Below are 24531 nucleotides of genomic sequence, written 5' to 3' on the forward strand. Positions count from 1 at the left end.
TCCCCTCACTTTCGTCAATTTAATATGTAATATATCACTTTACAGACGAAAACTCAACTTCTGATTGCAAGCAGCGGCGGCCAAGAACGAGGCTGAAGAAATGGATGAGGCCGAGCAAAAGCTGAAAAAACAACCTTTCGTCCCAGCCCCATGAACAAAAACCGTAAACTGTTACATTTTAGCAGCCGCAGCGGCCTGCTTTTGCACCGTGCCAGCTTCAATAAGCTTATTCACAGCGCTGAATAGCGCTCTGACCGATGACGTCATAATATCAACATCAATTCCGCATCCCCAGTAGACCGTGCCGTCTTCTGCCGTGATTCCGACATAAGAGGCTGCGCGTGATTCTGAGCCGGTTTCTAAGGCGTGCTCCTTGTAGACCAAATTCGAATAGCGAATGCCGAGCTTCGTCTGAAGGGCATTGCTGATTGCATCAAGTCTTCCGTTGCCAACTCCCTGCATCTCTTCTACGCGACCATCCTTTTTCATTTGCACGGTCGTTTCAAAGTCATCGTGCTGGGTGAAGCTGTAGGTGATAAATTCGATTGGCGCCGTAAGATTGACGTATTCTTTTAAGTAAATGTCATAAATCTCGGCTGGAAGCAGCTCTTTATGCTGACGGTCGGATACTTGCTTAATCCGGTAACCGAAGTTCTCACGCATTTTTGCCGGCAGGTCGAAGCCGTATTGCTGCTCCATCACATAGCCGATTCCGCCCTTCCCTGACTGGCTGTTAATTCGAATGATGTCTCCTTCATATTCACGACCGATGTCTTTCGGATCAATTAACAAGTAAGGGACATTCCATGTCGCGTCTTCGTGCTCTTCGCGCCATTTCATTCCTTTGGCGATCGCATCCTGATGCGAACCCGAAAAAGCAGTGAACACAAGGTCGCCTCCGTAAGGGTGACGCTCATGAACCTTCATTCTCGTTAACGGTTCATATGCAGCAATAATCTCACGAATATTGCCGAAATCAAGCTTTGGATCGACACCATGAGAATACATGTTCAGCGCAAGGGTGACTATATCGACGTTCCCTGTTCGTTCACCGTTGCCGAATAACGTCCCTTCGACCCGCTGCGCTCCGGCAAGCATCGCAAGCTCCGCATCAGCGACCCCGGTCCCGCGGTCATTGTGAGGATGAACCGAGACAATGACATTCTCCCGGAAATGTAAGTTGTCGCTCATATACTCAATTTGGCTGGCGTACACATGCGGCATGGAAAACGAGACGGTCGCCGGTAAATTGATGATCACCGGCTGATCAGCGGTCGGCTGCCACACATCAAGCACGCGGTTACAGATTTCAAGCGCGAATTCCATTTCCGTCCCGGTAAAGCTTTCCGGTGAATATTGGAACATGAAATTTCCTTCCGTTTCTGCCGCATATTTCTGAAGAAGCTTCGCGCCGGATACGGCAATCTCGATAATTTCCTCTTTCGACTTTCGGAAGACCTGTTCACGCTGAGCGACAGAGGTGGAATTATATAAATGAACAACTGCCTTTTTTGCCCCGCGTAACGATTCAAATGTTTTCTTAATAATATGGTCGCGCGATTGGGTCAAAACCTGGATCGTCACATCATCCGGAATCAGATTTTCTTCAATCAGCGTCCGTAAAAACGTATACTCCGTTTCAGAAGCAGCCGGGAAGCCGACCTCAATCTCCTTAAAGCCGATATCGACCAATAATTGAAAATATTTCAGCTTCTCTTCCAGATTCATTGGCACAACAAGCGCCTGATTTCCATCACGCAAATCAACACTGCACCAGACCGGCGCCTCTGTAATATACTCCTTCTCGCTCCATTTCATGCTCGTTACCGGCGGGACGAAATACCCTCTGGCATATTTGTTTACATTTTTCATCGTTAAACCACCCTTTCTAATCTGCGTTAGTAAAACAAAAAAGCCTTCCATCCCTATCGACAATAGAGACGAAAGACTGTGACATCTTACGCGGTACCACTCTGATTTCATACCGAAAACCGGTATGCAGCTTTAACAGATACGGGGCTGTTTGCCCTTATATCCTCCTATTATAACGGATAGGAACCGTCTCCACCTACTATCATTTCAGCGAGCTACTTCAAGGCGAGTTCTGATTTTTTCCACGGCTGTTTTGCACCAACCAACAGCTCTCTGAGCGCTTCTAAAATCGTACTATTCCTCTTCGTCGTATTTTAAGTGTTGGCAAAATCATACTACATCCTCAAAAGCTTTTCAAGTTTATTTTTTGAAAATTTCATCATGGGCTGCGAAATCGTTTATGTTTGTTCACTGACAATGACCGACCATCCTTTCCCTTCGTAATCATTGTAACCTTTTGTTTTGCAGTAAGCGATTATTTTCGGTTTTCCTTCCACTGTCTCATGCTGATAGCCGATCGTTGCCTTCCCCTGCTTAAGCAGCTGTACGGCAGTTAAGGAGCCTAGATCTTTATTCAAAATGTCTTCCCTCTGCTTGGAAGCAATCACGATCCCGTCTTTATTAATTAAATACAGCTCCGACTGTTCATCAATTTTCACTGCATCAATAATGTCATAAATGTACTCCCAGTTAAACCACGTCGTCAAAACGCCGATTGCATTGTTGGAATCATCGAATATCGGAGCGGCATAGTTCATCGTAAAGCCCTGGACAGCAGGGGCGTGATACATATCCGAAGCGTATACCTTCCCTGATTCAAGCGCCTGTTGAAACCATGTCTCCCTCGAAAAATCAAGCCCTGTCAGCTGGGCATTGCTTCCCGAAGCGACAACAATTCCGTCAAGATTGACAATCGTTAAATCATAATAGACCGTATAAATCTTTTGCAGCTGACCGAGCAGCGTCTCCGCTTCTGAAATCGTCTCCGGCCCCGGCAAAAGCAAGCAATGTTTAACCGCTGTAAAGGTTGTCCATGCCTGTACATCACAATTGCGCTCAAATAAGTTCCGATCAATTTTATCAATCGTATCAAAAGCTACATCGACGGTACGTACTGCTATCACTTCATTTGTCTTTTCCTGAATCGTGCGAATCAGCTGATTATTGATCGTATTCGCTTTAAGATTGTCATCGGCAAATTTTTTAATTTCGTTTGCCACGACAGAAAAGCCGCGTCCTGCTTCCCCTGCTCTTGCGGCTTCAATGCCTGAATTAAGGGCCAGCAAATTAGCATGCGTCGAAATACGGTTCGTCGTTTTAATCGACCCTTCCATTTGACTATATAGCTCTTTAAGCTCACTCCACAGCTTGGATACATTGAGCTGTTTTTCTCCAATCACGGTCATCCCCCCAAAAAGTTCTATCAAACTACTTATTTTGACAAAAGAAAACAAATCCCTTTTGCAAAACCAAAAACCGTGTAAGGTTATCTAACACGAAAAATCCCGTGACTGAGAGTGTAAGGTGGAGGGATAAGATTGATGCTGAATTTCGGAAAAAAATAAAAGCCTTACTCCCGTTGCTTTGTCCTTACTCGCAGGAAATCTTTAATCATCATCTCCGTTGTCTCCGTCGTCCCAATAGCCGGTATCATCTCTGGGAGAGCCGGAATCGTTACTATTCCCTGTTAGTCCCAATTGATTTAAAATAACAATTATTACGATCCCCACCACTACTGTGTTCACTCAATGGGAATCAATAAAAGCCAAAGATAAAAAAGCGAGAAATAACATCGTGATAATAACAAATAAACGTCGTACTACTTTTTTCATCAATTTCACCACCTAATGAATGGAATGAAAAGCTATTCTTTATCTAGCAGGGAAATCCCTCTTTTAGACATAAGAAAATCGCCACAGCCGGCTTTCCCAGCGCTTGTAGGGAATCAGATAGCCATCGTTTACATCCAACCTCTTTTATTTTTTTTGAAAATAGTTTATCTTCTCAAAAATAAGCTATGATAAAAGAGCTTTCATAGACGGGGAAACCATATCAGGAGGCACGTCATGAACAAATTATTATCGTTTGTCACGCGTTATCGGCTAAGCGTCGGCCTTGCTCTTGCGCTTATGATGTTCGAGCTTGTCGCCGAGCTTGTTCTGCCGTTGTTTTTAGCGAAAATGATTGATGAAGGCATTGTCGCTCAGGATCTCAGCGTCGTGCTCAAATGGGGCGGTCTTATGCTGGGGCTTTCGTGTTTATCGTTTATCGCCGGAATTGCGAATTCTTTTTACGCTGCTCATGTCAGTCAAAACACTGGATATGATCTGCGCAATTTTCTCTATCGTAAGTCTCAATTTCTATCAGCCGAACAAGCCCATGCGTTTTCCAGCTCTTCTTTAATCACGCTGCTGACAAATGATGTGCTGCAAATTCAAACAACGATTTTTATGAGTCTTAGAATTATGCTAAGAGCTCCCCTTTTAATTATCGGCGGAGTGGTGATGGCATTACTGGTGAATAGCAGAGTCGCTCTTATTCTTCTTATTTGTATCCCGCTGCTCGTCTTTTTTCTCGTCTGGATGTTAAAAAAGGGGGCTCGGCTGTTCTCTCAAGTGCAGATGAGACTGGATCGGGTCAACCACAGCATTTATGAAAATTTAGCCGGAATGAAGCTCATTAAAGCCTTTGTCCGCTCCTCCCATGAAGAAAAACGGTTCTCAACGCGCAACGAAGCTCTCATGACGGACACGATACGGGCATTGCGTCTCATGGAAATGACGATGCCTCTCCTCTTATTAGTGATGAACAGCGCTATCCTGCTTATTCTCTGGTTCGGCACCGTTCACATTCAAACCGGCGGGGCGCAAATCGGAGAGGTCGTAGCAATCGTCAATTATGCGACGAGGATTGCGTCGGCGCTCCATGTATTTTCGATGATTATTCTCGCCTTTTCCCGTGCCCGGGCGTCAGCGGGCAGGCTTGTTGAACTGCTTGACGTGGAGGTTGATGTTGAACGCAATTCCTCCTCTTCTCCTCCCGTGACAAGAGCGCTGCCTATTCAATGCAAAGAAATTGGCTTCCGCTATCCCGCCGCCTCATGCAATGCCCTGACGGAAATAACGGCAGACATTAAGGCTGGTGAAACGATCGCGATCCTTGGCGCGACCGGCTCCGGCAAAACAAGCTTTTTGCAGCTGATACCGCGGCTCCATGATGCCACTGCTGGTGAGATCATCATCGGCGGACGCCATATTCGTGAGTGGAACCTGAAGGACTTACGGATGACGATTGGCTATGTACCACAGGATGTTACGCTTTTTTCGAGGACGATTAAGGAAAACATTACCTGGGGGAAGCAAGCTGCGACAATGGATGAGGTTCATGCCGCAGCAGAGGCGGCTCAGCTTGTCGAAACGATCGCGGCAATGCCTGACGGCTATGAGACCGTCGTCGCCCAGCGCGGTGTGAGCTTGTCCGGCGGGCAGAAGCAGCGAATTTCCATTGCCCGCGCCTTAATCCGCCGCCCCTCCATTTTGTTACTTGATGATAGCACGAGTGCGCTTGATACGAAAACGGAAGCTGCATTACTGCATGCTCTGGCCTCGTATTCCTGCACAACCTTGCTCGTCACTCAGAAAGTGAGCACAGCGCGACAGGCGGATCAAATATGGATTTTGGAGGATGGCCAGCTTATCGAGACAGGCACGCATGATCAATTATATGAAGCTTCCTCTTATTATCAGCGACTTTACCAGTCTCAAACGAAAGGAGATGCTTTCGGTCATGTCCAATCCCTTTACTAAAACATGGCAGAAGCGGGGAGATCCATCCTCCTCCAAACGACAGCCGATACGGAACTGGTCGGGTACATTGAAGCGGCTCTGGACCTATTTGGCTGTTTTCCGAAAGCAGCTTCTGGTCGTGCTCGGTCTCGTCTGTCTCAGCTCCTTGTGCGCCCTGCTCGGTCCGCTTTTTATCGGCTGGCTGCTTGATCATTATGTTCTTTTAGGTCAGTATGAGGGGTTGCTTTTTTTCCTCGTTCTGTTATTTAGTCTTTATACAGTTGGCTCGGCTTCCGTTTGGCTGCAAAATACCCTGATGATTCGTCTTGCCCAGAAAACCATATTTGCCCTGCGGAAGGATTTGTTTCATCATGTTCATGCCCTGCCACTCTCTTACTTCCAGAAGAAGAAGCATGGGGACGTGATGAGCCGGTTGACGAATGATATTGAAAATATTAGTGCGACATTGAACAGCTCTTTCATTCAAATTCTATCCAGCATCCTGACGTTCATCGGTATTTTGACGGTGATGCTCTGGCTCAGCCCATTGCTGACAGTACTAACGTTAACCGTTGTTCCGGCAATGATCGTTGGGATGAAATGGATAACAAACAGGACAGGTCCTTATTTCAAGGAACAGCAGCGTCAAATGGGAGAAGTAAATGGCTTTATTGAAGAAACGATTTCCGGCCGCGCTGTCATTCAGACATTTTCGCGCGAGGACGAGATGATTGCTGCTTTTCAAAGCAAAAATGCCCACTTAAAAAAAGCCGGCTTTTGGGCGCAAACGTATTCCGGATTTATTCCGAAACTGATGAATTTGTTAAACAGCATCAGCTTTGCGATTATCGCCGGCATCGGCGGCATTCTCGCTTTACGGGAATTGGTGACAATCGGCACGATTGTCATTTTTGCGGAATACGCCCGCCAGTTCACCCGCCCTTTAAACGATTTGGCGAATCAGTTTAATACGATGCTTTCGGCCGTCGCCGGCGCAGAACGGGTCTTTGACCTGATGGATCAGGAGGGAGAATGTGATGATTCCGAGAAAGCCGTCAGTCTTGCCACAGTCCGCGGTGAAGTTTGCTTTCAAAATGTATCTTTTTCTTATCAAAAAGAAGATTCCGGCAAAACGGTTTCGGATATTCATTTTTCCGTTTCCCCTGGTGAGACGATCGCCTTAGTCGGTCCGACCGGGGCGGGCAAAACAACGATCCTCCAGCTGCTTGCCCGATTTTATGAGGTTGATGATGGAACGATTTCGATTGATCGCCACGACACACAGCGGCTCAAGCTCGCCAATCTTCGGCAGCACATTGGCTTTGTGCTTCAGGACACCTTTTTGTTTGAGGCGACGATCCGGGAAAATATTCGCTATGGGCGCCTCAATGCAACGGATCAAGACATTGAAGAAGCGGCGCGTCTCGCCAATGCCCATTCCTTTATTTCGCAGCTGCCGGACCAGTATGACACCTTGCTCAAGGAAGGCGGCCGCGGAATCAGTGAAGGTCAAAAGCAGCTTCTGGCAATTGCGCGGGTGATTCTGGCCAATCCGGCGATTTTAGTGCTTGATGAAGCGACAAGCAGCATCGACACGTTGACGGAAATCAACATTCAGCAAGCGCTCGCTACTCTAATGAAAGGACGCACGAGCTTTATCATTGCCCACCGGCTGCAAACGATTGAAAAAGCTGACCGGATCCTCGTTCTCCAACATGGACGGATCGTTCAGCAAGGAACCCATCAAGCCCTCCTGCAACAGGACGGACTCTACCGGGAGCTTTTTCAGAAAGCGGCAACGGAAACCGGATAGCCGTTTATCGCTTAACGGAAACTCGTCAATGAGGTGACCCAGTAAGGAAAAAATGGAATAGAAGCGAGTAATGAAAACAAGGAGATTTTGGCGAAGGAGCTGAATACTGACAAACGCCAATTGAACGGACCTTTCAAAATCAGGCAACGGCTACACTTATTACGAAAAAGCTGCTGAAAAAGTGGAAAACGACCTTTTTCAGCAGCTTTATCCATTAGTCACTCATTCCATTACAAGGACAGGTTGTGACAATGATCCGTTTGCTCGGTTACACACTAAGAAATACAGATATTTTAGGATTATGAGCTGTCTGACAGGCCCAAAAAGCGGCGAGCGAGCTCTGCGCATTTTCACATGCCCAAAATTCAACTCGCCGCTTTCCATGCAGAAACTATCACATTTACGATGACATCGGCGTCTTTGCCGCAGCTGCGGTTGCTTTCTCATCGAGCTTCGCGACCTGCGCTCGCCAGAAAAATAGCGAGGATTGGATCAAAGGTCCAATCAGCACGACTGCCAGGAAGGTTCCTACAAAGACCGGGCCGCCCCCAAGAAGCCAGCCACAGCCCAGCGCTGTCGCTTCAATCACCGTTCTCGTCAAACGAATCGACCAGTTCAGTCTGGCCGCGAGCGCCAATGTAAAGCCGTCCCGCGGGCCGGCGCCGATTCCTGAACCGACATACATCCCTGAGCCAAACCCCATCAATAAAATTCCGACTACAAGCAGCAAAATATGGAGCCACAGCTGCCCGCCATCTGGGAGAAGGCCACTGGCCAAAATCAGGTTGAGAAAGACTCCGACCAGGATCGCATTTAAAAAGGTTCCAATTTGCGGCCATTCTCTGTCCAATTGATACTTCATCCCAATTAAAAGCATACCGATAATAATGACACCGAGCCCAATGGAAATTGGAAATTTAGCAGCTAACCCCGTGTGAAGCACATCCCACGTTGATACCCCCAGCTCAGCCTGAATCATACAGGCACAGCCCAGCGCCAGCAGGAACGTCCCCAAAATAAAGAGGACCCATTTCTGCCAGCTTTTATATTTCGATAATTTTCTCATCTCTCCCGTTTTCCTTTCTCGTTACCTCAATAGCCAGGATCTTCCTGATCTGCTTGGCCTGCCATTAGCGATAATTGATAAACTGGACATCAATCGCCAGATCAGCTTCCTTCACAGCTGTAATCACGGCCTGGAGATCATCGCGGTTTTTGCCGGTTACCCGGATTTGATCATCCTGAACCTGGCTCTTAACTTTTAAACCGCTATTTTTAATAAGGGCTGTAATTTTCTTCGCTGTTTCCTTGTCAATGCCTTGAATGAGCTTGGCGCGTTGACGAACCGTTCCCCCGGAAGCGTTTTCGAGATCTTGCCGTAATCCAGGCTTTTGACGGAGATACCGCGCTTAATCAGCTTAGATAAAAGAACGTCCTTCAGCTGTTCAAGCTTATATTCATCGTCAGATACGAGCACAATTTCTTCCTTTTCAAGCGCCAGGCTGCTTTTGCTCCCTTTAAAATCATAACGGTTTTGAATTTCTTTCGTCGCCATCGTCACGGCATTTGTAATCTCCGCCGTGTCAACCTGAGATACAATATCAAATGAACTGTCCTTTGCCATATCTCTGATCCCCTCCATTTTTTTCGTAAGTTCTGCCAGTTGATTAGTGTGTTGAAATCGGGCTGTCGGTTAGCCTTGGCGGTTCATCCTCATGGCTGTCACCGCTTTCCTGACCGTTTGTGATCAGAATGTTCAAGATAATAAACGAAACAACAATCAGCCAGATCCACCATTTTTTCCAAAGCGGTTTCTTTTCTGCCATATATGTATTCCTCACTTTTCACCTTCAGCTATCTCCAGTATATCACAAAATGAGCTTGTCCCAAGTTATGGAATCATCCTCGGGTTTTGTCGCAACTCTTTACATGAGTAGATAAAAGCAGGCAGGAAAAAACGTGCTTTTCTGCCCGCCTTCTGTGTTTCAGGCAAGAAAATTGGAATGGTACTTACCAGAAAAACGGAATAAAAAATAGTGAAGCAATCGCGCCAAGAGCGAGTCCGGTCGCAAAGCCGCCCCAGCCATATCCGCCGCCCCAGCCGTAACCACCCCAGCCATAGCCATAGCTGTAGCCGCCAAATCGACTTCCTCCCCCTAATGGGCGAAGATAAACATGGTCGCGGGTAACCCGTTCAATAATTCCGCGATGCACTCCTCCGTCCTTTGTTTGAATGTGGACCGCTCTGCCGATCCCCTGTTGGCACATGCGATAGTAATTTGCTGAACTCATGCAATCCTCTCCATTCATAAAATAAGAGTTTCACTCCATTTCAGCATATGTAATGAATCCTTTTTTGAATGGACAAGAGCACAAGGCGCATGTGGAAATGTGAAAGAAAGGATCGGACATTTTCGTTGGAAAGGCATAGGATAACATATAAATTGGCTTGAAGGAGAGATACACGTGCCGACATATCATGATGCTCTGGCTTTTTACCGCATTCCCGCAGCTCATCCCGGGGGGATGGCTTTAACGAAGCAACTGCTTGACAAGGAAACAATTCCAGCTACTACCCGGATTCTTGATGCCGGATGCGGACTTGGAACGACATCAATCTACCTGGCAAACACATACGAGGCCGAGGTGACCGCTCTTGACCTTAACCACGAGATGCTGCGGCTGACAGAGGAAGCCTGCCGTCAAGCGGCTGCTGAGGTCAGCCTTTGCCACGCCTCAATCGAAGCGTTACCTTTCCCGGAGAATACGTTTGATTTCGTTATTGCCGAATCGGTGACCGCGTTCGCCGATTATGAAGCAGCATTGACAGAATACAAAAGAGTGCTTAAGCCGGGCGGCATCGTCCTATCAATTGATATGCTGCAAAAGCAACCAATCTCGCCAACAGAGCTTGAAGAGGTGACCGGCTTTTACGGCATCAAACAGCTTCTAAACGAAACGCAATGGCTGGATGTTTTCCAACAGGCCGGATTTCGCGAAGTAAAAACACTTCTCTCCCTCTCGATTGCTGAATATTTGCAGCAGGCCACCGATGAGGAAATGACTGCTTCCCCGCACGACTTTTCCGCGTCTCCTGCAATGGCTGCGATCATCGAAAAGCATTATCAGCTTACGCTAACGCACCTCGACAATCTCGGCTACGGTGTTTTTCGCGCGCAAAAATGAAAAGACAAAAGGGTAGCTTTTTTCCCTTTTGTCTCAGTCTCGCAGGTGGAGATAGTACCCGCTCATTTCTCTGCCCTTCCTACGTTTGCTGCTCGGTCAGAAATGTTTTTACTGACGGAGGCTGATATGTATGAAGCTGATCAATGAGTCCTGCCGCTGTCGTATCGACCATCGTCATCGAACGGAATTTCTCCTGCAAAAATTGCTGATCGGCCATATGATTAAAGAACGCGACAAGCGGATCATAATAATTAGCGATATTCAACAGGCCAAATGGCTTTTGATGCAGACCGAGCTGCGCCCAGGTGAAAATTTCAAAAAACTCCTCCATCGTCCCGGCGCCCCCCGGCAAAACAATAAACCCTTCGGCTAATTGCTCCATCTTCGCTTTTCTCTCATGCATCGACTCTACATAAATAAGCTCTGTCAAGCCAAGATGGGAAACTTCACGCGGCTCCATAAAGCGCGGCAGTACGCCGATCGCTTTTCCTCCGGCCTTTAGCACCGCATCAGCGACAGCTCCCATTAAGCCAACGCTTGCCCCGCCGTAGACGAGCGTAATATTTCGTTTAGCGAGCTCCTGGCCAAGGGCGATCGCCCCTTGACGGTACACTTCAGATGCTCCGTTACTTGAACCACAAAAAACAGCTAATGTCTTCATCTCTTTTCTCTCCTCCTGATCAGCCTTGATCACGTACAGCTTTCACTAATTTTTGCAAATCGGGGGTCAAACCTTTAATCGCCTGCTCCTTGAAGACGGTCACTGGTACGCCTAAATAGCCGTAGGCCTGAACTTCCTGCTCATATTCGGGGTTGTCTTTAATATTTTTCGTCAGAAACGCAATTCCTTCCGATTCAAGAAATCGTTTGACGTACTCGCATTCAATGCAGTCATCTGTAGTATAGACGAGCACTTGAGAGCTCATAAAGACTGTTTCCCCCTTTCAAGCAAATCGCTTTCTTTCAGATTGAGAACCGCTTTTTCTAAAAGCTTCTTTTCCTGGGCGAGCGAAATTCGGACATAGCCTTCCCCGCCCGCGCCAAAAGCAACGCCTGGGGTGACGACGATTCCCGCTTCGTCCATCATGGCATAGGTGAAATCCGTCGACTGAAAGCCTTCGGGAACACGGGCCCATAAAAACATCGAAGCGGGAGGCTCGTTGACATCCCAGCCGATCGAACGAAATCCTTGGACTAAGCAGTCCCGCCGTTCCTTATAGATCGCCCGCAAATCATCGCTAAAGCTGGATGTCTCCGTCAAGGCGCGAATCGCTGCTTTTTGAATCGGCAAAAACACACCGTAATCGAGATTCGTTTTGAGCCGCTGTAAGCCCTCTATCACTGTTTCATTGCCAACGACGTAACCAATCCGGCAACCCGCCAGGTTAAAGCTTTTTGATAAGGAATTAAATTCAATTCCTACTTCCTCTGCGCCGTCAACAGATAAGAAGCTGATCGGCTTCTGCTCATAATATAGTTCAGAATAGGCAAAATCATGCAGGACAATAATTTGATGCTTCCGTGCAAAAGCGACCACCTGTGCAAAGAACTCGTGTGTAGCAAGGGCAGGAACAGGGTTGCCAGGAAAATTAAGAATCAGCAGCTTTGCCTTTTGGCAAATTTCTTCAGGAATTTGCTCCAGATCCGGCAGAAAATGATTTTCTTCCTGCAAAGCCATCGGATAAAGGGTTGCCTCAGCAAGAGAAATACCGGCAGCGTACGCTGTATAGCCCGGATCAGGGACTAAAACTACATCGCCGGGATTTGTCACAACTAATGGCAAATGAACGAGACCATCCTGGGAGCCCATTGTCATCAGCACTTGCTTATGAGCGGAAAGCGTGACGCCATATCTCCGCTCATAATAAGCGGCAATCGCCTGAAGCAGCTCAGGTGTCCCTTCTAACGAATACCGGTACAACGAAGGATCTTGAACAGAGCGGCTCAGCTCTTCCATCACGTAATCAGGCGGTGGCAGATCCGGGCTGCCGATACTCAAGTCAATCATCCGCTGACCTGCTTCTACTTTCTTCCGCTTGTAAACCGCTAATTCGGTGAAAATGCTTTTTTGAAAACGAGCCATTTTTTCAGCTAATTGAATGGTCTTCACATCGATCCAACCTTTCCTCTATAATGCTTTTATTATAACAGGAATGAAAGATGCGAAACATCCCTGAAAGCATCAGCCACTAACAGCAAGATGAAAAGACAAGTGGCGATTTGTCCTTTTAGAACCGGAAAAATATTGAAAGAAGCCGTAGTATGACGTGAATGAAATCTATTTTTATGGTACACTAGATTCGTAATTTCAAAGCGCTTTCAACCTTTCACTTAAAAACTAAGTTTTATATTATCGAACAAAAGGGGTCTAACACAATGAGCAAACATTTAGAGTACATTATCGGTTCAAATGAAGATCTTTATGAGGTGCAGACAAATGCGGCGGGGCCGGAGGGGTCTCTCCCTCTTACTCCTGATATGCTCCTGCATTCACCGAGCGGGGATTTGTTCGGTCTCTCGCAAAATGTCGGGATGGGCTGGAATCCGAGCGAATTAAACGGCAAGCAATTTCTCCTGCTAAGCACACAAGGCGGGATGCGCGGTGAAGACGGAAAGCCGATTGCGCTCGGCTACCATACCGGGCATTGGGAAGTCGGACTGCTTATGAAAGCGGCCGCAGAGGAAATTAAAGCGAAGGGCGGCGTTCCGTTTGCCGGCTATGTCAGCGACCCGTGTGACGGTCGTTCTCAAGGAACGACCGGTATGTTTGATTCCTTCCCTTACCGCAACGATGCGGCTCTTGTCTACCGGAGACTGATCCGCTCGTTACCGACAAGAAAAGCGGTGATCGGGATTGCGACCTGTGACAAAGGCTTGCCGGCTACGATGATCGCCTTGGCGGCGATGCATGATTTGCCGACGATCATCGTTCCTGGAGGCGTGACGCTTCCACCGACTTCCGGCGAGGATGCCGGTAAAGTGCAAACAATCGGCGCCCGTTATGCCAATGATGAATTAACGCTTGAAGAAGCGGCCGACCTTGGCTGCCGTGCCTGTGCCACACCTGGAGGAGGCTGTCAGTTCCTCGGAACAGCGGCCACATCACAGGTTGTCGCTGAAGCATTGGGCATGTCTCTCCCCCACTCGGCGCTCGCCCCGTCCGGTCAGCCAATTTGGGAAGAGATGGCGCGCCAATCAGCAAGAGCGGCGATTACGATGGAGAAGTTGAAGCTGACAACGAAGGATATTATCACCGATGATTCGATCTATAATGCGATGGTCGTTCATGCGGCGTTTGGCGGCTCGACGAATCTGCTGCTGCATATTCCGGCCATCGCCCATGCGGCAAAATGCCGCATCCCTACAGTGGAAGACTGGAATCAAATTAATCGCAAGGTGCCGCGGATCGTCAGCGTTCTGCCAAACGGTCCGGAGCATCATCCAACCGTACGTGCTTTCCTGGCGGGTGGCGTGCCGGAAGTCATGCTTCACCTTCGGAAGCTCGGATTGCTGAAAGAAAATGCGCTTACCGTTACCGGGGAGACGCTTGGTGCTGTTCTTGATTGGTGGGAGACATCCGAAAGACGGAAAGCGATTAAGCAGCGCCTGATTGATGCCGACGGCATTCAACCGGAAGATGTGATTATGAGTCCTGAACAGGCAAAGGCCCGTGGATTAACGTCCACGTTCACCTTCCCTGTCGGCAACCTCGCCCCGGAAGGCTCGGTCATTAAATCAACGTCGATCGACCCTTCTGTCGTCGATGAAGACGGTGTTTACCGCCATACAGGAAAAGTGAAAGTGTTTACGACGGAAAAATCAGCGATTAACGCGATTAAAACAGGCGGGATTGAAAAAGGCGACATCATGGCTGTCATCGGCCGCGGCCCTTCCGGAACAGGAATGGAAGAAACGTATCAGCTGACGTCCGCCCTGAAGCATTTGTCTTACGGGAAATATGTTTCATTAATTACCGACGCGCGTTTTTCCGGCGTTTCAACCGGGGCGTGTATCGGCCATATCGGACCGGAAGCGCTTGCTGACGGACCGATTGGCAAGCTGCGCGACGGTGATGTTGTCGAAATTATCGTTGACCGCAATGAATTAAACGGAAGTCTCAACTTTATCGGCGAAGATCCAGATGCTCCTCTCTCTTATGAAGAAGCAGAAAAAGTATTGGCAGCCCGTGACTCTCACCCCGATCTGGCGCCTGATGCCGATCTTCCGGATGATACCCGGCTCTGGGCTGCGCTCCAGGCGGCGAGTGGCGGCACGTGGAAAGGCAGCGTCTATGATGTTGACCGGATTATTGAAACACTTGAAGCTGGAAAAGAAGCGTTAAAAAACCGCAAATAGAACCGAGAAAGGGTTGACTTTATAGGCTTCGGCTTATCTAGTCAACTCTTTTATTTTAAAACAACTTAGTATGTGAAATGATAATTTCACTATTTCGTAAGGCGAAATGATATAAGTTGTGATACAATTAAGAAGATTAGAAATTAGTTAGTGATAAGGGAGTTCGCCTATGAACGCAACAGGAATACGATTAACAGAAACATTACTTATTGGTTTTTTAGGCGGCCTGGTGTTCTCATCGCTCCATCTTCCCCTTCCGTGGATGATGGGAGCTCTCGTTTTTGTGATGGTGTGGCAAGGGGTAACAAAGCGGGAGGCTCACTGGCCGTCCACCTTACGTGATAGTGGTTTGGTTGTACTTGGAATTTATTTCGGGCTTTATTTCACCGCGGAAACTTTTTTGAGCGTCGGGCCATATTTTTTACCATATTTAGTTGTCACGATTGTTTTGATCAGTGCCAGTATTTTCATCAGTACGTTAGTGACCCATTGGATTGATGTCGACAAAATGACGAGTGTATTCGGCTCCATTCCTGGGGGATTAAGTGAAATGGTGATCGCGAGCGAGTCTGTCCATGCCCGCTCGTCGCTCGTTGCGATTTTTCAAACGGTACGTCTCGTTACCGTTTTGTTTGTCGTGCCGACATCTATTTTATTTTATTTCACCGAACGTGGCGCCGCCAACACGGTGACTCCCTTTCAGGCTTTCACCTTTGAAGGATGGACATATTTATGGTTTGCGCTGCCGATCGTCGCCGGAATTTGGTTGCGCGACAGAATTCCGGCCGGGATCGTCATTGGTGCCCTTGTCGTCACCGCAACCTTGAATATCAGTCCGGTTGAATTAGCGGCAATGCCTCCACAGCTGCTGATGGCTGCCCAGCTGGCAGTCGGAATCGGGATTGGCAAAAATATTTCATTTGCTGATTTAAAAATCGGCGGAAAATACTGCTTCGTTTATTTTATTACCTCACTCCTGCTCATTTTGGTTTCCTTCGGCTTAGGCGCGACCCTTGCCTATTTCACTCCCCTCACCTTGCCGACCGCTCTATTGAGCATTGCACCGGGCGGTTTAGTGGAGATGGCTCTGACGGCTTCTGCCGTCGGCGGAGACCCGGCGGTTGTCAGCGCCTTTCAGCTGACGCGCATTGTTGTGATTATCCTCTTTGTGCCCCCTTTTTTAAAATGGTACTTCAGCTCCAAGCAGGAAGCAGAACAGCGGATGACGAACTAAGAAGGAGCGGTCTCGCCTCTCCTTCTTACCACTTCTTCACGATTTCTCGGTACAACACAGGAGATAAAAAATCATAATAGACACAAACTGCGAATCAACTTGAGGAGGAGTTATATGAATTCATTTATCGAGGTAACGGATAAGAAGTCAAAAGAAAAAATACTGATTAATACCTTGTTAATCGTAGACGTAAGAGGAAATTGCATCACAACAACGTTAGGTTTTACGATATACAAATACAAAACTTTAGAGACCTATGAAGAAATCATTCAAAAATTAACGACCAAACTATAACCTTGAAGAGGCCGGGACATAGCTAAACATCAAACAAAATCATCCCACGGCGCAAACTTTTTCAAAAGCGATACTTGCACATCCGCTATCATTTGTTAGGCTATTCACCTTTGGTCCCGGCTTCCATGTTATGGTTAACGCACTGGCTCCACCAGCTGTAGGAGCTCACCGTTTGGTCCGGTGAAAAAGCTTGTTTTCGCTCCGTCAATCGCCACATTCGGTTTGTCCGTATGAAACTCGATTCCTTTCCCTTCATAAAAACGAACCGCTTCCTCCATATTTTCAACCGTAAATGCTAAATGATTGACGATCCCCGCTGCCGCATACTCTGCCTCGGGCTGCAAATCCTCGATCAGCTCAATTTCATGAGCCGGGTCCGTTTCAAAATATAAAAATGCCATTGATCGCTGCTTATTATCTCCCTTCGTTCGTAGGGACATCCCGAAAATCGTCGTATAATAGTGAATGGATTCCTCTAAATTTTTGACGATAATCGCCGTGTGTTCAATTTTTTTAATCATGTTCTTCTCCTCTTTTCTTCCTTATATTGTTAATGAATCAAGTAAACAAACACTATTCCGATTACAAACATTGAAGCGATATAAATACCATTCCAGCGCAGCCCAACGATCACACCCGGTTTTCCTACCGAGCTGCTGACAAGCAAATTAAATGGATTAACGGGACTGAGCGCCGCCGACATCGACCAGCTCATCATAAAAAGCAGCGCGAGAACGGCTGGTGACGTCCCGATAACAGCTGGGTCCATCTGGATGATCAGGACGGTCACGACAACAATCGTATGAATGCCGATAAACGTCAGCAACAAAATCATCAGAACAACCGTAACCGAAAATAGCAGAAAGGATTCAGATGCGATCAGATTTAACCACTGATTAATGGATGCCGCAAATGCGGTATCAGATAATGCCGTGGCAAAGACGCCTGCACTGATAAACATTACGACTTCATTATTCATCGAGCGCTCCATGTTCCGGCGATACTCGGCAAACGGTTGATTCAGTGCCTTCCATTTCCGGTTCAGGATGCTCCAGACGACCGGAAACAAAATCGCCACAAGACTGACGAGCAGCATCATCGGCCATCTCGTCATATATTCAAGCAGGAAAATAATCGTCATTAGCAGCACGAGCAGCCCGACAAGACGGAGCATTTTCCGGAGATAGTAGGCGGCTGAACCGCTATTTGCAATTGTTGCTTGTTCCGACTCGGGCTCTTCTTTTGGCGTGTAGCGCTGCCATTTTTTATAATAAAGAGCATATAGAAGATTGCCGACGACTAATTGAATCAGCGCAAAGCTTATCCCGAGCAACATGTAATCGGTAACATTTAGCTCCAAATAATAAAGCACAAGAGCCACTGAGGCAAAATACGGAGACCAGAGAATCACCGTTGAAAACCCGACTAAATAAGCTTTGCCGAGTAACACGGGATGTAATTTCAAATCGTTGACCATATCATGGACAACGCGGATCGAGCCGAGATTTAAAATCGGGCCAAAACAAAACAAAAAAAGCGAGATGCTGGCAAACAGCTTCTTTGAATCAGCGACCATCTTCTGTAAATAATAGTGAATCGCCTGAAAATACCCTCCAAGCTTAAACGGAATGGAGAGCAGGGGAACGAGCAGCACTAATGTTAAAAGCGGCAAGTTCATCAGCACGCCATCGGACATCGAACGAAGATCCTCTCCCCGCATAAAGGCAAGAAAAAAACCGACGGCAAACATCATCGAAGCAAAATAGCGTGGAAACGGGCTTGCCTTTGGCAGACATAGAAAGAAAGCAGCCATTGTCAGCAATGTCATTCCATACTGTAAAACAAGAATCGGCACAAAGAAATGGACAAGATAGAAAAAGCACATGCTCAGCAGCAGCCCTGACTTCAGCGTCAGTGCTCTTGGTGTTACTTGAGATTCTGCTTTCACGTGAGCCTGCATACCTATCGCCACCTTACAATGTCAGAAAGTTAGCACTTCTTTCTTCGTGATCAGAGTCATTATGACCTCCCTTCGTTTGCCTCACCCCCTGCTATGAAACAGGGAATCTTCGAAAGTAAGCGTTCTCGCGTTCTCCCAACGAACGACAAAAGCCCTCTTTCTATCATACATGAGTGCTTCTCAATGCACAATCTCTCTTCATTCGGCGATTCGCCCGGAAAGGAGCTGACAGCTCCCCTCCGGCCCTGTCGCTTTTACAAGAGCAGATACCCGAGCAAGACGCCCATCCCCCCATATACAAGGGCAAAAGGCAAATTCGCCCATGTTACGCGGTACGGGTTTTGCTTCGTGATCATCGACGTCATTGTGACTGTAACGCCGTATACGCCGACCGCGGCAGTAGGCAGGGCACCCGTAATCAATACCATTCCGATGCTTAATGGATTCATAATGTCATAGAGCGGCTGCAGCACTTCGACCAGGATGCCGATTGTCGCAATCGGATGAACGCCGATCATGCTCAAGACCAAATAAGTGAGCTGAATCAAAATCAGGATCAAGAGCGGATATTCGGAAGCGGCAAAAAACGGCTGTTGAATATAGTGCAAAAAAGGCGTCTCATTCAGCGCGCTGGAAAAGAACGCCAGCGAGAGGAAAAGCACGACGAAATTTTGCATATGATTCGTCCGTACCTTCCACGTCCGCCAGCCAATCGTAATAAAGCTGTTCCATCTTTTCAACAAAATCGACCAGATAAAGGAAAAGGGCAGGATGACAAGGGTAACCGATAAAATAAAGTTCAGCTGAAAGACGTTTCCAATCGTCACGACAGCGACTAAAAAAACCGATAAAGCAAGAAATAATTTGACAATTTGGCCAACAAGCCGCCGTGGTTGCAGAGAGCGGGCAGCGCCTGTACCGCTCGGCTCATAGCTGATCGACTGATATTTTTTACGGCCCCACAGCCAGTCGGCGAGCAGCACTGTTACCGAACAAATAATCAGCCACGGCAAGTAAGTCATGTAGCTGACCCCTGTCGCATCGACGGTGAGCGCGACGATGATCTCCATCGGGCTCCACGCCAATGCGAGAGAGAAGCCGCGTAATGTCGTCTGGCTGATAAACGTATCGCGCAACTTTTTCTTCGCCTTCGCGAGATTTTCAAGCAGTACCTCCTGCGTTAATGGAATCGAGGATAAATTGACAAAGGTACATAGCATATATGTAGTGAACGAGCTTCTAACATAAAGCTTGCCGAGACTTGAAACATTTGCCTTCATTACTTCATTCATGCGGCGGTCAAAACGCCCGGCGTGAACGACACTGTTCATCCATGGCAATACGGTTAAAAAAGCGAGCAGCTGCATCGTCGACGTCATATAAAGCGGGAGATCAAGGATCGGCAGTCCTGAATAAAAATAAAAAAGCATTCCTATGCTTAAAAAAATACAGCCAAGCGTGCGAAACAGCCTGCTTGCGCCTTTAAAGGATAAAAGCAGCATCGGGATCGCCAAGACACCGATGACATAGTCTACTAGCGAGCTGGAAATAAATGTATTACCGACATACAAAATGAGAATAGCAGAATAAAAAATGTACAAATGACGGAATAGAAATGGAAACATGGCCTTCCCCTTTTCATTTGTGACGGACGAACTATTTCGCCTCTCTACGGATCATCATTTTTTACTTTACTCCTCTTTTCCCCCTCTTTCAACTGTTTATTACACGGATTTAAAACCAAAAAGAACCGATTCCCTCTCACCAACCACTCATTTTTGATTGAAATAGGCCAGAAAAAAAGCCCGGATTCGTATTGGAACAAACCCGGGATATGAAAAAAGGAAGCAATACTCGTTTAATTTTATCCTAACCACTGTCTATTTATACTTTCAGCTTGTTTCACATCGTCTAACATCACAAAATTTTCTCTAGAAATGCAATCTTCTTAATTAAATAACTAAATAAGAAACTTAATATAATACTTAAAATGGTCACAATAAAAAATTTTGTTAAAGCTCCAGACGAGATTTCTTCCATAACCCCTTGCAAAGCATAAACTATAAAAATATGAATGATATAAACTGTAAAAACATTTCCCGCCATAAAAGCAAGTAGTTTCCGACGATTGTTCCAATATTCTCTACCAATTACAAGTATCCCTATTATTAAGCCTACACCAATAAATCCTTCAATGATTGTCCAAATAAATAGAGACTGTATACCCGTTAATACATTTACAAATTGCATTAATGCTGCTAAAATCCCTATTACCATCCAGATTACACCTGTACTGATTGAAATATTTCCCAACCAATTATAACGATATGCAAGAATCCCAAAGGCAAAAAAACTGATATACTGAGGCAAGCGTCCAACTTCCACTGGCATAAAAGGAAAGATACTAACCCATTCCCCAACAGGAAACCAAATTCGAATAATAAAATTAGAAAATATTAATAGAATGGAAAACAAAAATAATTCTTTATGGCCTAATGTTTTTTCGACTGAAAGTTCATGTTTACTTGGTGTTCTAATTATTACTCGTTTTAACACATAACACACGGAAAAAAAGAATAATAATGAAATAAACCAAAGATGACCGACTTCAAAATCAAGTTTCCCAATATAATCATAGATCATATATTTCCAAAATGATCCGCTAATCCCATCAACAAAATAAGTAATTGGTCCAAATATTACAATAACTACAAAAGTAAACGGAATAACTAAGCGAATGAATCTACTTTTTAAAAAGGAATAAACTCCTCTTTTATCTATGGATGCAGGAATAAAATAAGCAGATATTAGAAAGAACAACCCCATAAAAAACGCCCCGTTAACATCAAAGAAAGGCCCTAAAATCATTGATTTCTCAGTGCTTGCAAGTGGCCAATCATCTATAGGTCCATATGATTGACCTGCGTGATGAGCTACGACTAACAATATTAATGCTACTTTAATATTATCCAGATACACTAATCTTGATTTCATTTTATTTTACACCCCAATTGCTATTTATTAATCCAGGTTGAACAAGCAGCATATACTTTAACTGTTTGAAGCAGATATCAGATTACTGAGTCACCATTCTTTTTATAGGCAATTTAATGATGACTTTCGTTCCTTTTCCTAACCCCTCACTATAAACACTTATCGTTCCAGCATGCTTTTGTACAATATACTGAGCAATGGATAAACCTAATCCTGTACTCCCGGCAACTCTGCTGCGAGATTTATCTGCCTTGTAAAACCGTTCAAAAATATTCGGAAAGTCTTCTTTTGAAATTCCAATCCCATCATCTTTAATCGTTATAACAGCATTGTTTTCTTCTACTTCACTAGTAAATGCTATTTTTCCAGGAGGGGGTGAATATTTAATGCTATTATCTAAAATAATTCTGATAACTTGTTTAATAAGAGAAAGATCCCCTTCTACAAGGATTTCCTGTTTCTTTTCAAACATAAATGTATGTCCTGTATTCATTACCACGGAATCTCTTATCACTTCTTCAAGTAATTCAGGCAAATTAATCGTTCTTACCTCTAGTATTTGTTGTTCTGACTTAGCAAGAAGCAGAAGTCTCTCAACCAATTTATTCATATATGCTGCTTCTTTCTTTATAGAATCTATCGCTTCTTGCCGGACAGTAAAATCTTCTCCACCCCACCTCTCTAATAAATCAGAATAACCCTGAATAACTAATAAAGGCGTTCGAAGTTCATGGGAGGCATCTGAAACAAAACGATCTTGTCGACGATAGGTGTCCCATACTTTATCCATTAATTCATTAAAAGTTTCCGCTAAATCACGTAATTCATCATGAGATGTTTTCACGTCTAATCTGAGATTCAACTTTCCCACTCTAATCGTCTTAACCATCTCTTGAATAGGTCGCAACATATTTTTAATGGTCCAACCACTAATAATTAAGACAAATATCCCAATAATAATGAATACAAATATTAGAACAAGTATGATTGCCCTAACACTCTCCCACTCTTGTTCAAGTGATTTTGAAACAGTAATAACAACGTTCTTTCCATTCAGATCAGCGTTAAATTGATTGATGATCTTCATCCCATTAATCTCATTTGTTATTCCGGTTGTCTCTACTGGATCCATTTCCTTTAGCAATACTGTGATATTCGTATTTGCTGAATAGGATTGAATCTGATCTATTTCTCCTTTAGAAACGATACTTCGAATGACTCTTTCATGGTCTTCTAAGATCAATGAAGCCCCCGCAAGCATTATTCTGGAAATGGAAAAAACTAACACAAATCCAATTACAGCAAACAAAATAGTGAAAAGTCCCAAATTTGTTAACATTGATTTCAGTCCGATAGAAAACTTAAAGCGCTTATTGACCTCTTCCCAGAGATTAATTATCTTTAATGACATAGCCAATTCCTCTAATCGTCTGGATCATCCTCACGTGCATAATAGCTTCCAGCTTTCGTCTTATATTTTTTATGAACACATCTACAATATTGGTATCGCCATAATACTCATATCCCCAGACATTCTCTATTATATTCTCACGTGATAAGGCAATATTTCGATTTACTAATAAATAATAAAGCAAGTCATATTCTTTTTTTGTAAAACCAATTTCTTGATCACTGACCATTACCTGATACGTATCAGGGTTAATGGTCAGTTCACCCCACTGAAGGCTATTATTTATCACTTTTCCTCTTAATACGACTCTTATACGAGCAAGTAATTCTTCGATAAAAAAGGGTTTTGTAATATAATCATTTGCTCCACTATCCAATCCTGTAACCTTATCTGACACCTCTCCCTTTGCAGTCAGCAATATAACAGGAGTTTCTTTCGCCTTCCGAAGTCTACGAAGAACTTCTATCCCACTAATTTTCGGGAGCATCACATCTAAAAGAATTACATCAAACCTTTCCCCCAAAGCCCTATTCAATCCGTTTTCTCCATCATTTTCTATAATTAATTCAAATCCTTCATGCTTTAACTCTAGCTCCAAATATCGAGCTATAGCCGCATCATCCTCAATAAGTAAAATTCGCTCCACTCTAACCCTCCTTCTCAAATTTAGTCATTCAGTATATTATCCAGAAGGTCACTCGCATGAATGCCTGATTCAACTGGCTTGATGCATATCATTAGTCTATTATGTAAAAATGAAGCAATGAGGTTACATTTTCTGAAGATCTAATGAAGATTTGCACTTTCACTTTTATTTGTAAAATATCCCCTTTTTTCTAAGCTCCGAAATTATTATTTCCGACCTTATTAAATATCGATATAAATTCAAATCTGCTGGCTTTGCCAAAGGATGGTACTACAGATATACCACTCGACCTATATGTTAATCGGTCAAATAAAAATCTTCAGCTTTGCTCGTGTTTTCCATTTGCAAAAAGAAGAGCTTGAGACAAAGGTAAAAGACAACCTTTTGTCTCAAGCTCGAAGCCACTGCCCTATTCTTCATCGCAGCCTCCTAATCATATATTTCTAACTGAATCCGTTCACGAAAAAACACTCTGCTGCTTATGATGGAGACTGTCATTCAAAGATGCCTAGTCCATAGACTGAAGCGGTGAAACAGTGAACTTTCCGTATTTAACTCCTTTTAAACTAATAAGCTGATCACTGAAGCTTCGAATGTCCTTCGCCTTTCCTTTGACGACAATAATCTCCAGGCAATTGCTGTGATCAATATGAAAATGCGTCGTCGCCAGCACCTGGTCGTGCATTTCATGCTGAATAACGGTTAATTCCTGCAGTAAATCAGACTGATGATGATCGTAAAAAATCAATACACTTCCGGCGACCATTTGCTCATCATCTTCCCAAGTCTGCTTGACAAGGGCATCCCGGACAAGATCACGAACGGCTTCTGACCGATTTTCGTACCCTTTTTTTTTGATCAGCTGATCAAATTTCTGTAGCAGTCCTTCCTCCATTGATACCCCAAAGCGCTTTAACTGTTTATTAGACAAATCGATCGTCACTCCTCACGATGAATCGGTGTTGCACAATAGTTCGAAA

The 24531-nt window shown here is 45.3% G+C and carries 22 protein-coding genes, 1 pseudogene and 1 other annotated feature; of the genes and pseudogenes, 6 read left to right on the top strand and 17 right to left on the bottom strand.

The features are described from left to right. Positions 1-171: 171 nt before the first annotated feature. Positions 172-1872, bottom strand: a complete 1701-nt coding sequence (leuA, locus tag M3202_RS07215) for a 2-isopropylmalate synthase (RefSeq protein WP_251222677.1) — start codon at positions 1870-1872, stop codon at positions 172-174. 61 nt (positions 1873-1933) lie between these two features. After that, positions 1934-2189, bottom strand: a binding site (T-box leader). Between the two features lie 81 nt (positions 2190-2270). Then, on the bottom strand, positions 2271-3272 hold the full coding sequence (locus M3202_RS07220; RefSeq protein ID WP_349775605.1) for a methyl-accepting chemotaxis protein: 1002 nt from the start codon (positions 3270-3272) through the stop codon (positions 2271-2273). A gap of 666 nt (positions 3273-3938) precedes the next feature. On the opposite strand from M3202_RS07220, the gene M3202_RS07230 reads away from it, so the two are divergent. After that, on the top strand, positions 3939-5678 hold the full coding sequence (locus M3202_RS07230; protein ID WP_251222678.1) for an ABC transporter ATP-binding protein: 1740 nt from the start codon (positions 3939-3941) through the stop codon (positions 5676-5678). Further along, positions 5659-7470: an ABC transporter ATP-binding protein gene (locus M3202_RS07235; RefSeq protein WP_251222679.1), complete on the top strand. Its 1812-nt coding sequence runs from the start codon at positions 5659-5661 to the stop codon at positions 7468-7470. Before M3202_RS07230 ends, M3202_RS07235 begins: the two co-directional genes overlap by 20 nt. Before the next feature lie 400 nt (positions 7471-7870). Here M3202_RS07235 and M3202_RS07240 read toward each other — a convergent pair whose 3' ends face one another. The 4 genes and pseudogenes from M3202_RS07240 to M3202_RS07260 form a co-directional block, all read right to left on the bottom strand. Continuing rightward, positions 7871-8536 (bottom strand): YczE/YyaS/YitT family protein, encoded by a 666-nt coding sequence (locus M3202_RS07240; RefSeq protein ID WP_251222680.1) that lies wholly within the window; start codon positions 8534-8536, stop codon positions 7871-7873. 64 nt (positions 8537-8600) lie between these two features. Then, positions 8601-9094, bottom strand: a pseudogene (locus M3202_RS07250) (YajQ family cyclic di-GMP-binding protein). 43 nt (positions 9095-9137) lie between these two features. Further along, positions 9138-9296: a hypothetical protein gene (locus M3202_RS07255; protein ID WP_251222682.1), complete on the bottom strand. Its 159-nt coding sequence runs from the start codon at positions 9294-9296 to the stop codon at positions 9138-9140. A 184-nt stretch (positions 9297-9480) separates the two neighbouring features. Then, positions 9481-9762, bottom strand: coding sequence for a DUF2642 domain-containing protein (locus tag M3202_RS07260; RefSeq protein ID WP_251222683.1), 282 nt, complete (start codon positions 9760-9762; stop codon positions 9481-9483). A gap of 174 nt (positions 9763-9936) precedes the next feature. On the opposite strand from M3202_RS07260, the gene M3202_RS07265 reads away from it, so the two are divergent. Beyond that, on the top strand, positions 9937-10656 hold the full coding sequence (locus M3202_RS07265; RefSeq protein ID WP_251222684.1) for a class I SAM-dependent methyltransferase: 720 nt from the start codon (positions 9937-9939) through the stop codon (positions 10654-10656). 79 nt (positions 10657-10735) lie between these two features. Here M3202_RS07265 and M3202_RS07270 read toward each other — a convergent pair whose 3' ends face one another. The 3 genes from M3202_RS07270 to M3202_RS07280 are packed head-to-tail and all read right to left on the bottom strand — an operon-like array spanning position 10736 to position 12766. Continuing rightward, positions 10736-11317 carry an LOG family protein gene (locus tag M3202_RS07270; protein WP_251222685.1) on the bottom strand — a complete coding sequence of 194 codons (582 nt, stop codon included), beginning with the start codon at positions 11315-11317 and terminating at the stop codon, positions 10736-10738. A 19-nt stretch (positions 11318-11336) separates the two neighbouring features. Next, positions 11337-11582 (bottom strand): glutaredoxin family protein, encoded by a 246-nt coding sequence (locus M3202_RS07275; RefSeq protein ID WP_251222686.1) that lies wholly within the window; start codon positions 11580-11582, stop codon positions 11337-11339. Continuing rightward, entirely contained in the window at positions 11579-12766 is a 1188-nt protein-coding gene (locus M3202_RS07280; RefSeq protein ID WP_349775606.1) for an LL-diaminopimelate aminotransferase, read from the bottom strand. Before M3202_RS07280 ends, M3202_RS07275 begins: the two co-directional genes overlap by 4 nt. 266 nt (positions 12767-13032) lie before the next feature. Between M3202_RS07280 and M3202_RS07285 the strand changes: the two genes are divergently transcribed. From M3202_RS07285 to M3202_RS07295, 3 genes are all read left to right on the top strand, one after another. Further along, a complete protein-coding gene (locus tag M3202_RS07285; RefSeq protein WP_251222687.1) occupies positions 13033-15012 on the top strand; it encodes a YjhG/YagF family D-xylonate dehydratase in 1980 nt (659 codons plus the stop codon). Positions 15013-15181: 169 nt separating this feature from the next. After that, the gene (locus M3202_RS07290; RefSeq protein ID WP_251222688.1) at positions 15182-16246 is read left to right on the top strand and encodes an AbrB family transcriptional regulator; all 1065 of its coding nucleotides are present in this window, start codon (positions 15182-15184) and stop codon (positions 16244-16246) included. A gap of 114 nt (positions 16247-16360) precedes the next feature. Then, complete coding sequence (locus M3202_RS07295; protein ID WP_251222689.1) at positions 16361-16540, top strand: hypothetical protein; 180 nt, start codon at positions 16361-16363, stop codon at positions 16538-16540. A 134-nt stretch (positions 16541-16674) separates the two neighbouring features. On the opposite strand, the gene M3202_RS07300 is transcribed toward M3202_RS07295, so the two are convergent. The 8 genes from M3202_RS07300 to nikR form a co-directional block, all read right to left on the bottom strand. Continuing rightward, on the bottom strand, positions 16675-17061 hold the full coding sequence (locus tag M3202_RS07300) for a VOC family protein (protein WP_251222690.1): 387 nt from the start codon (positions 17059-17061) through the stop codon (positions 16675-16677). Between the two features lie 29 nt (positions 17062-17090). Further along, on the bottom strand, positions 17091-18500 hold the full coding sequence (locus M3202_RS07305) for a hypothetical protein (protein WP_251222691.1): 1410 nt from the start codon (positions 18498-18500) through the stop codon (positions 17091-17093). A 254-nt stretch (positions 18501-18754) separates the two neighbouring features. Continuing rightward, complete coding sequence (locus M3202_RS07310) at positions 18755-20125, bottom strand: hypothetical protein (RefSeq protein WP_251222692.1); 1371 nt, start codon at positions 20123-20125, stop codon at positions 18755-18757. Positions 20126-20417: 292 nt separating this feature from the next. Continuing rightward, positions 20418-21494, bottom strand: a complete 1077-nt coding sequence (locus M3202_RS07315) for an acyltransferase family protein (RefSeq protein ID WP_251222693.1) — start codon at positions 21492-21494, stop codon at positions 20418-20420. A gap of 82 nt (positions 21495-21576) precedes the next feature. Further along, positions 21577-22905: a HAMP domain-containing sensor histidine kinase gene (locus tag M3202_RS07320; protein WP_251222694.1), complete on the bottom strand. Its 1329-nt coding sequence runs from the start codon at positions 22903-22905 to the stop codon at positions 21577-21579. Then, a complete protein-coding gene (locus M3202_RS07325) occupies positions 22886-23551 on the bottom strand; it encodes a response regulator transcription factor (RefSeq protein ID WP_251222695.1) in 666 nt (221 codons plus the stop codon). The genes M3202_RS07320 and M3202_RS07325 overlap by 20 nt, the downstream gene beginning before the upstream one ends. A gap of 297 nt (positions 23552-23848) precedes the next feature. Then, entirely contained in the window at positions 23849-23971 is a 123-nt protein-coding gene (locus M3202_RS22310) for a hypothetical protein (RefSeq protein ID WP_285890295.1), read from the bottom strand. Positions 23972-24059: 88 nt separating this feature from the next. Further along, positions 24060-24482, bottom strand: a complete 423-nt coding sequence (gene nikR / locus M3202_RS07330; protein WP_251222696.1) for a nickel-responsive transcriptional regulator NikR — start codon at positions 24480-24482, stop codon at positions 24060-24062. Positions 24483-24531 lie beyond the last annotated feature (49 nt).

The sequence above is a fragment of the Halalkalibacter oceani genome (assembly GCF_023715605.1).
In the GTDB taxonomy this organism is placed as follows: Bacteria; Bacillota; Bacilli; order Bacillales; family Bacillaceae_D; genus Halalkalibacter; species Halalkalibacter oceani.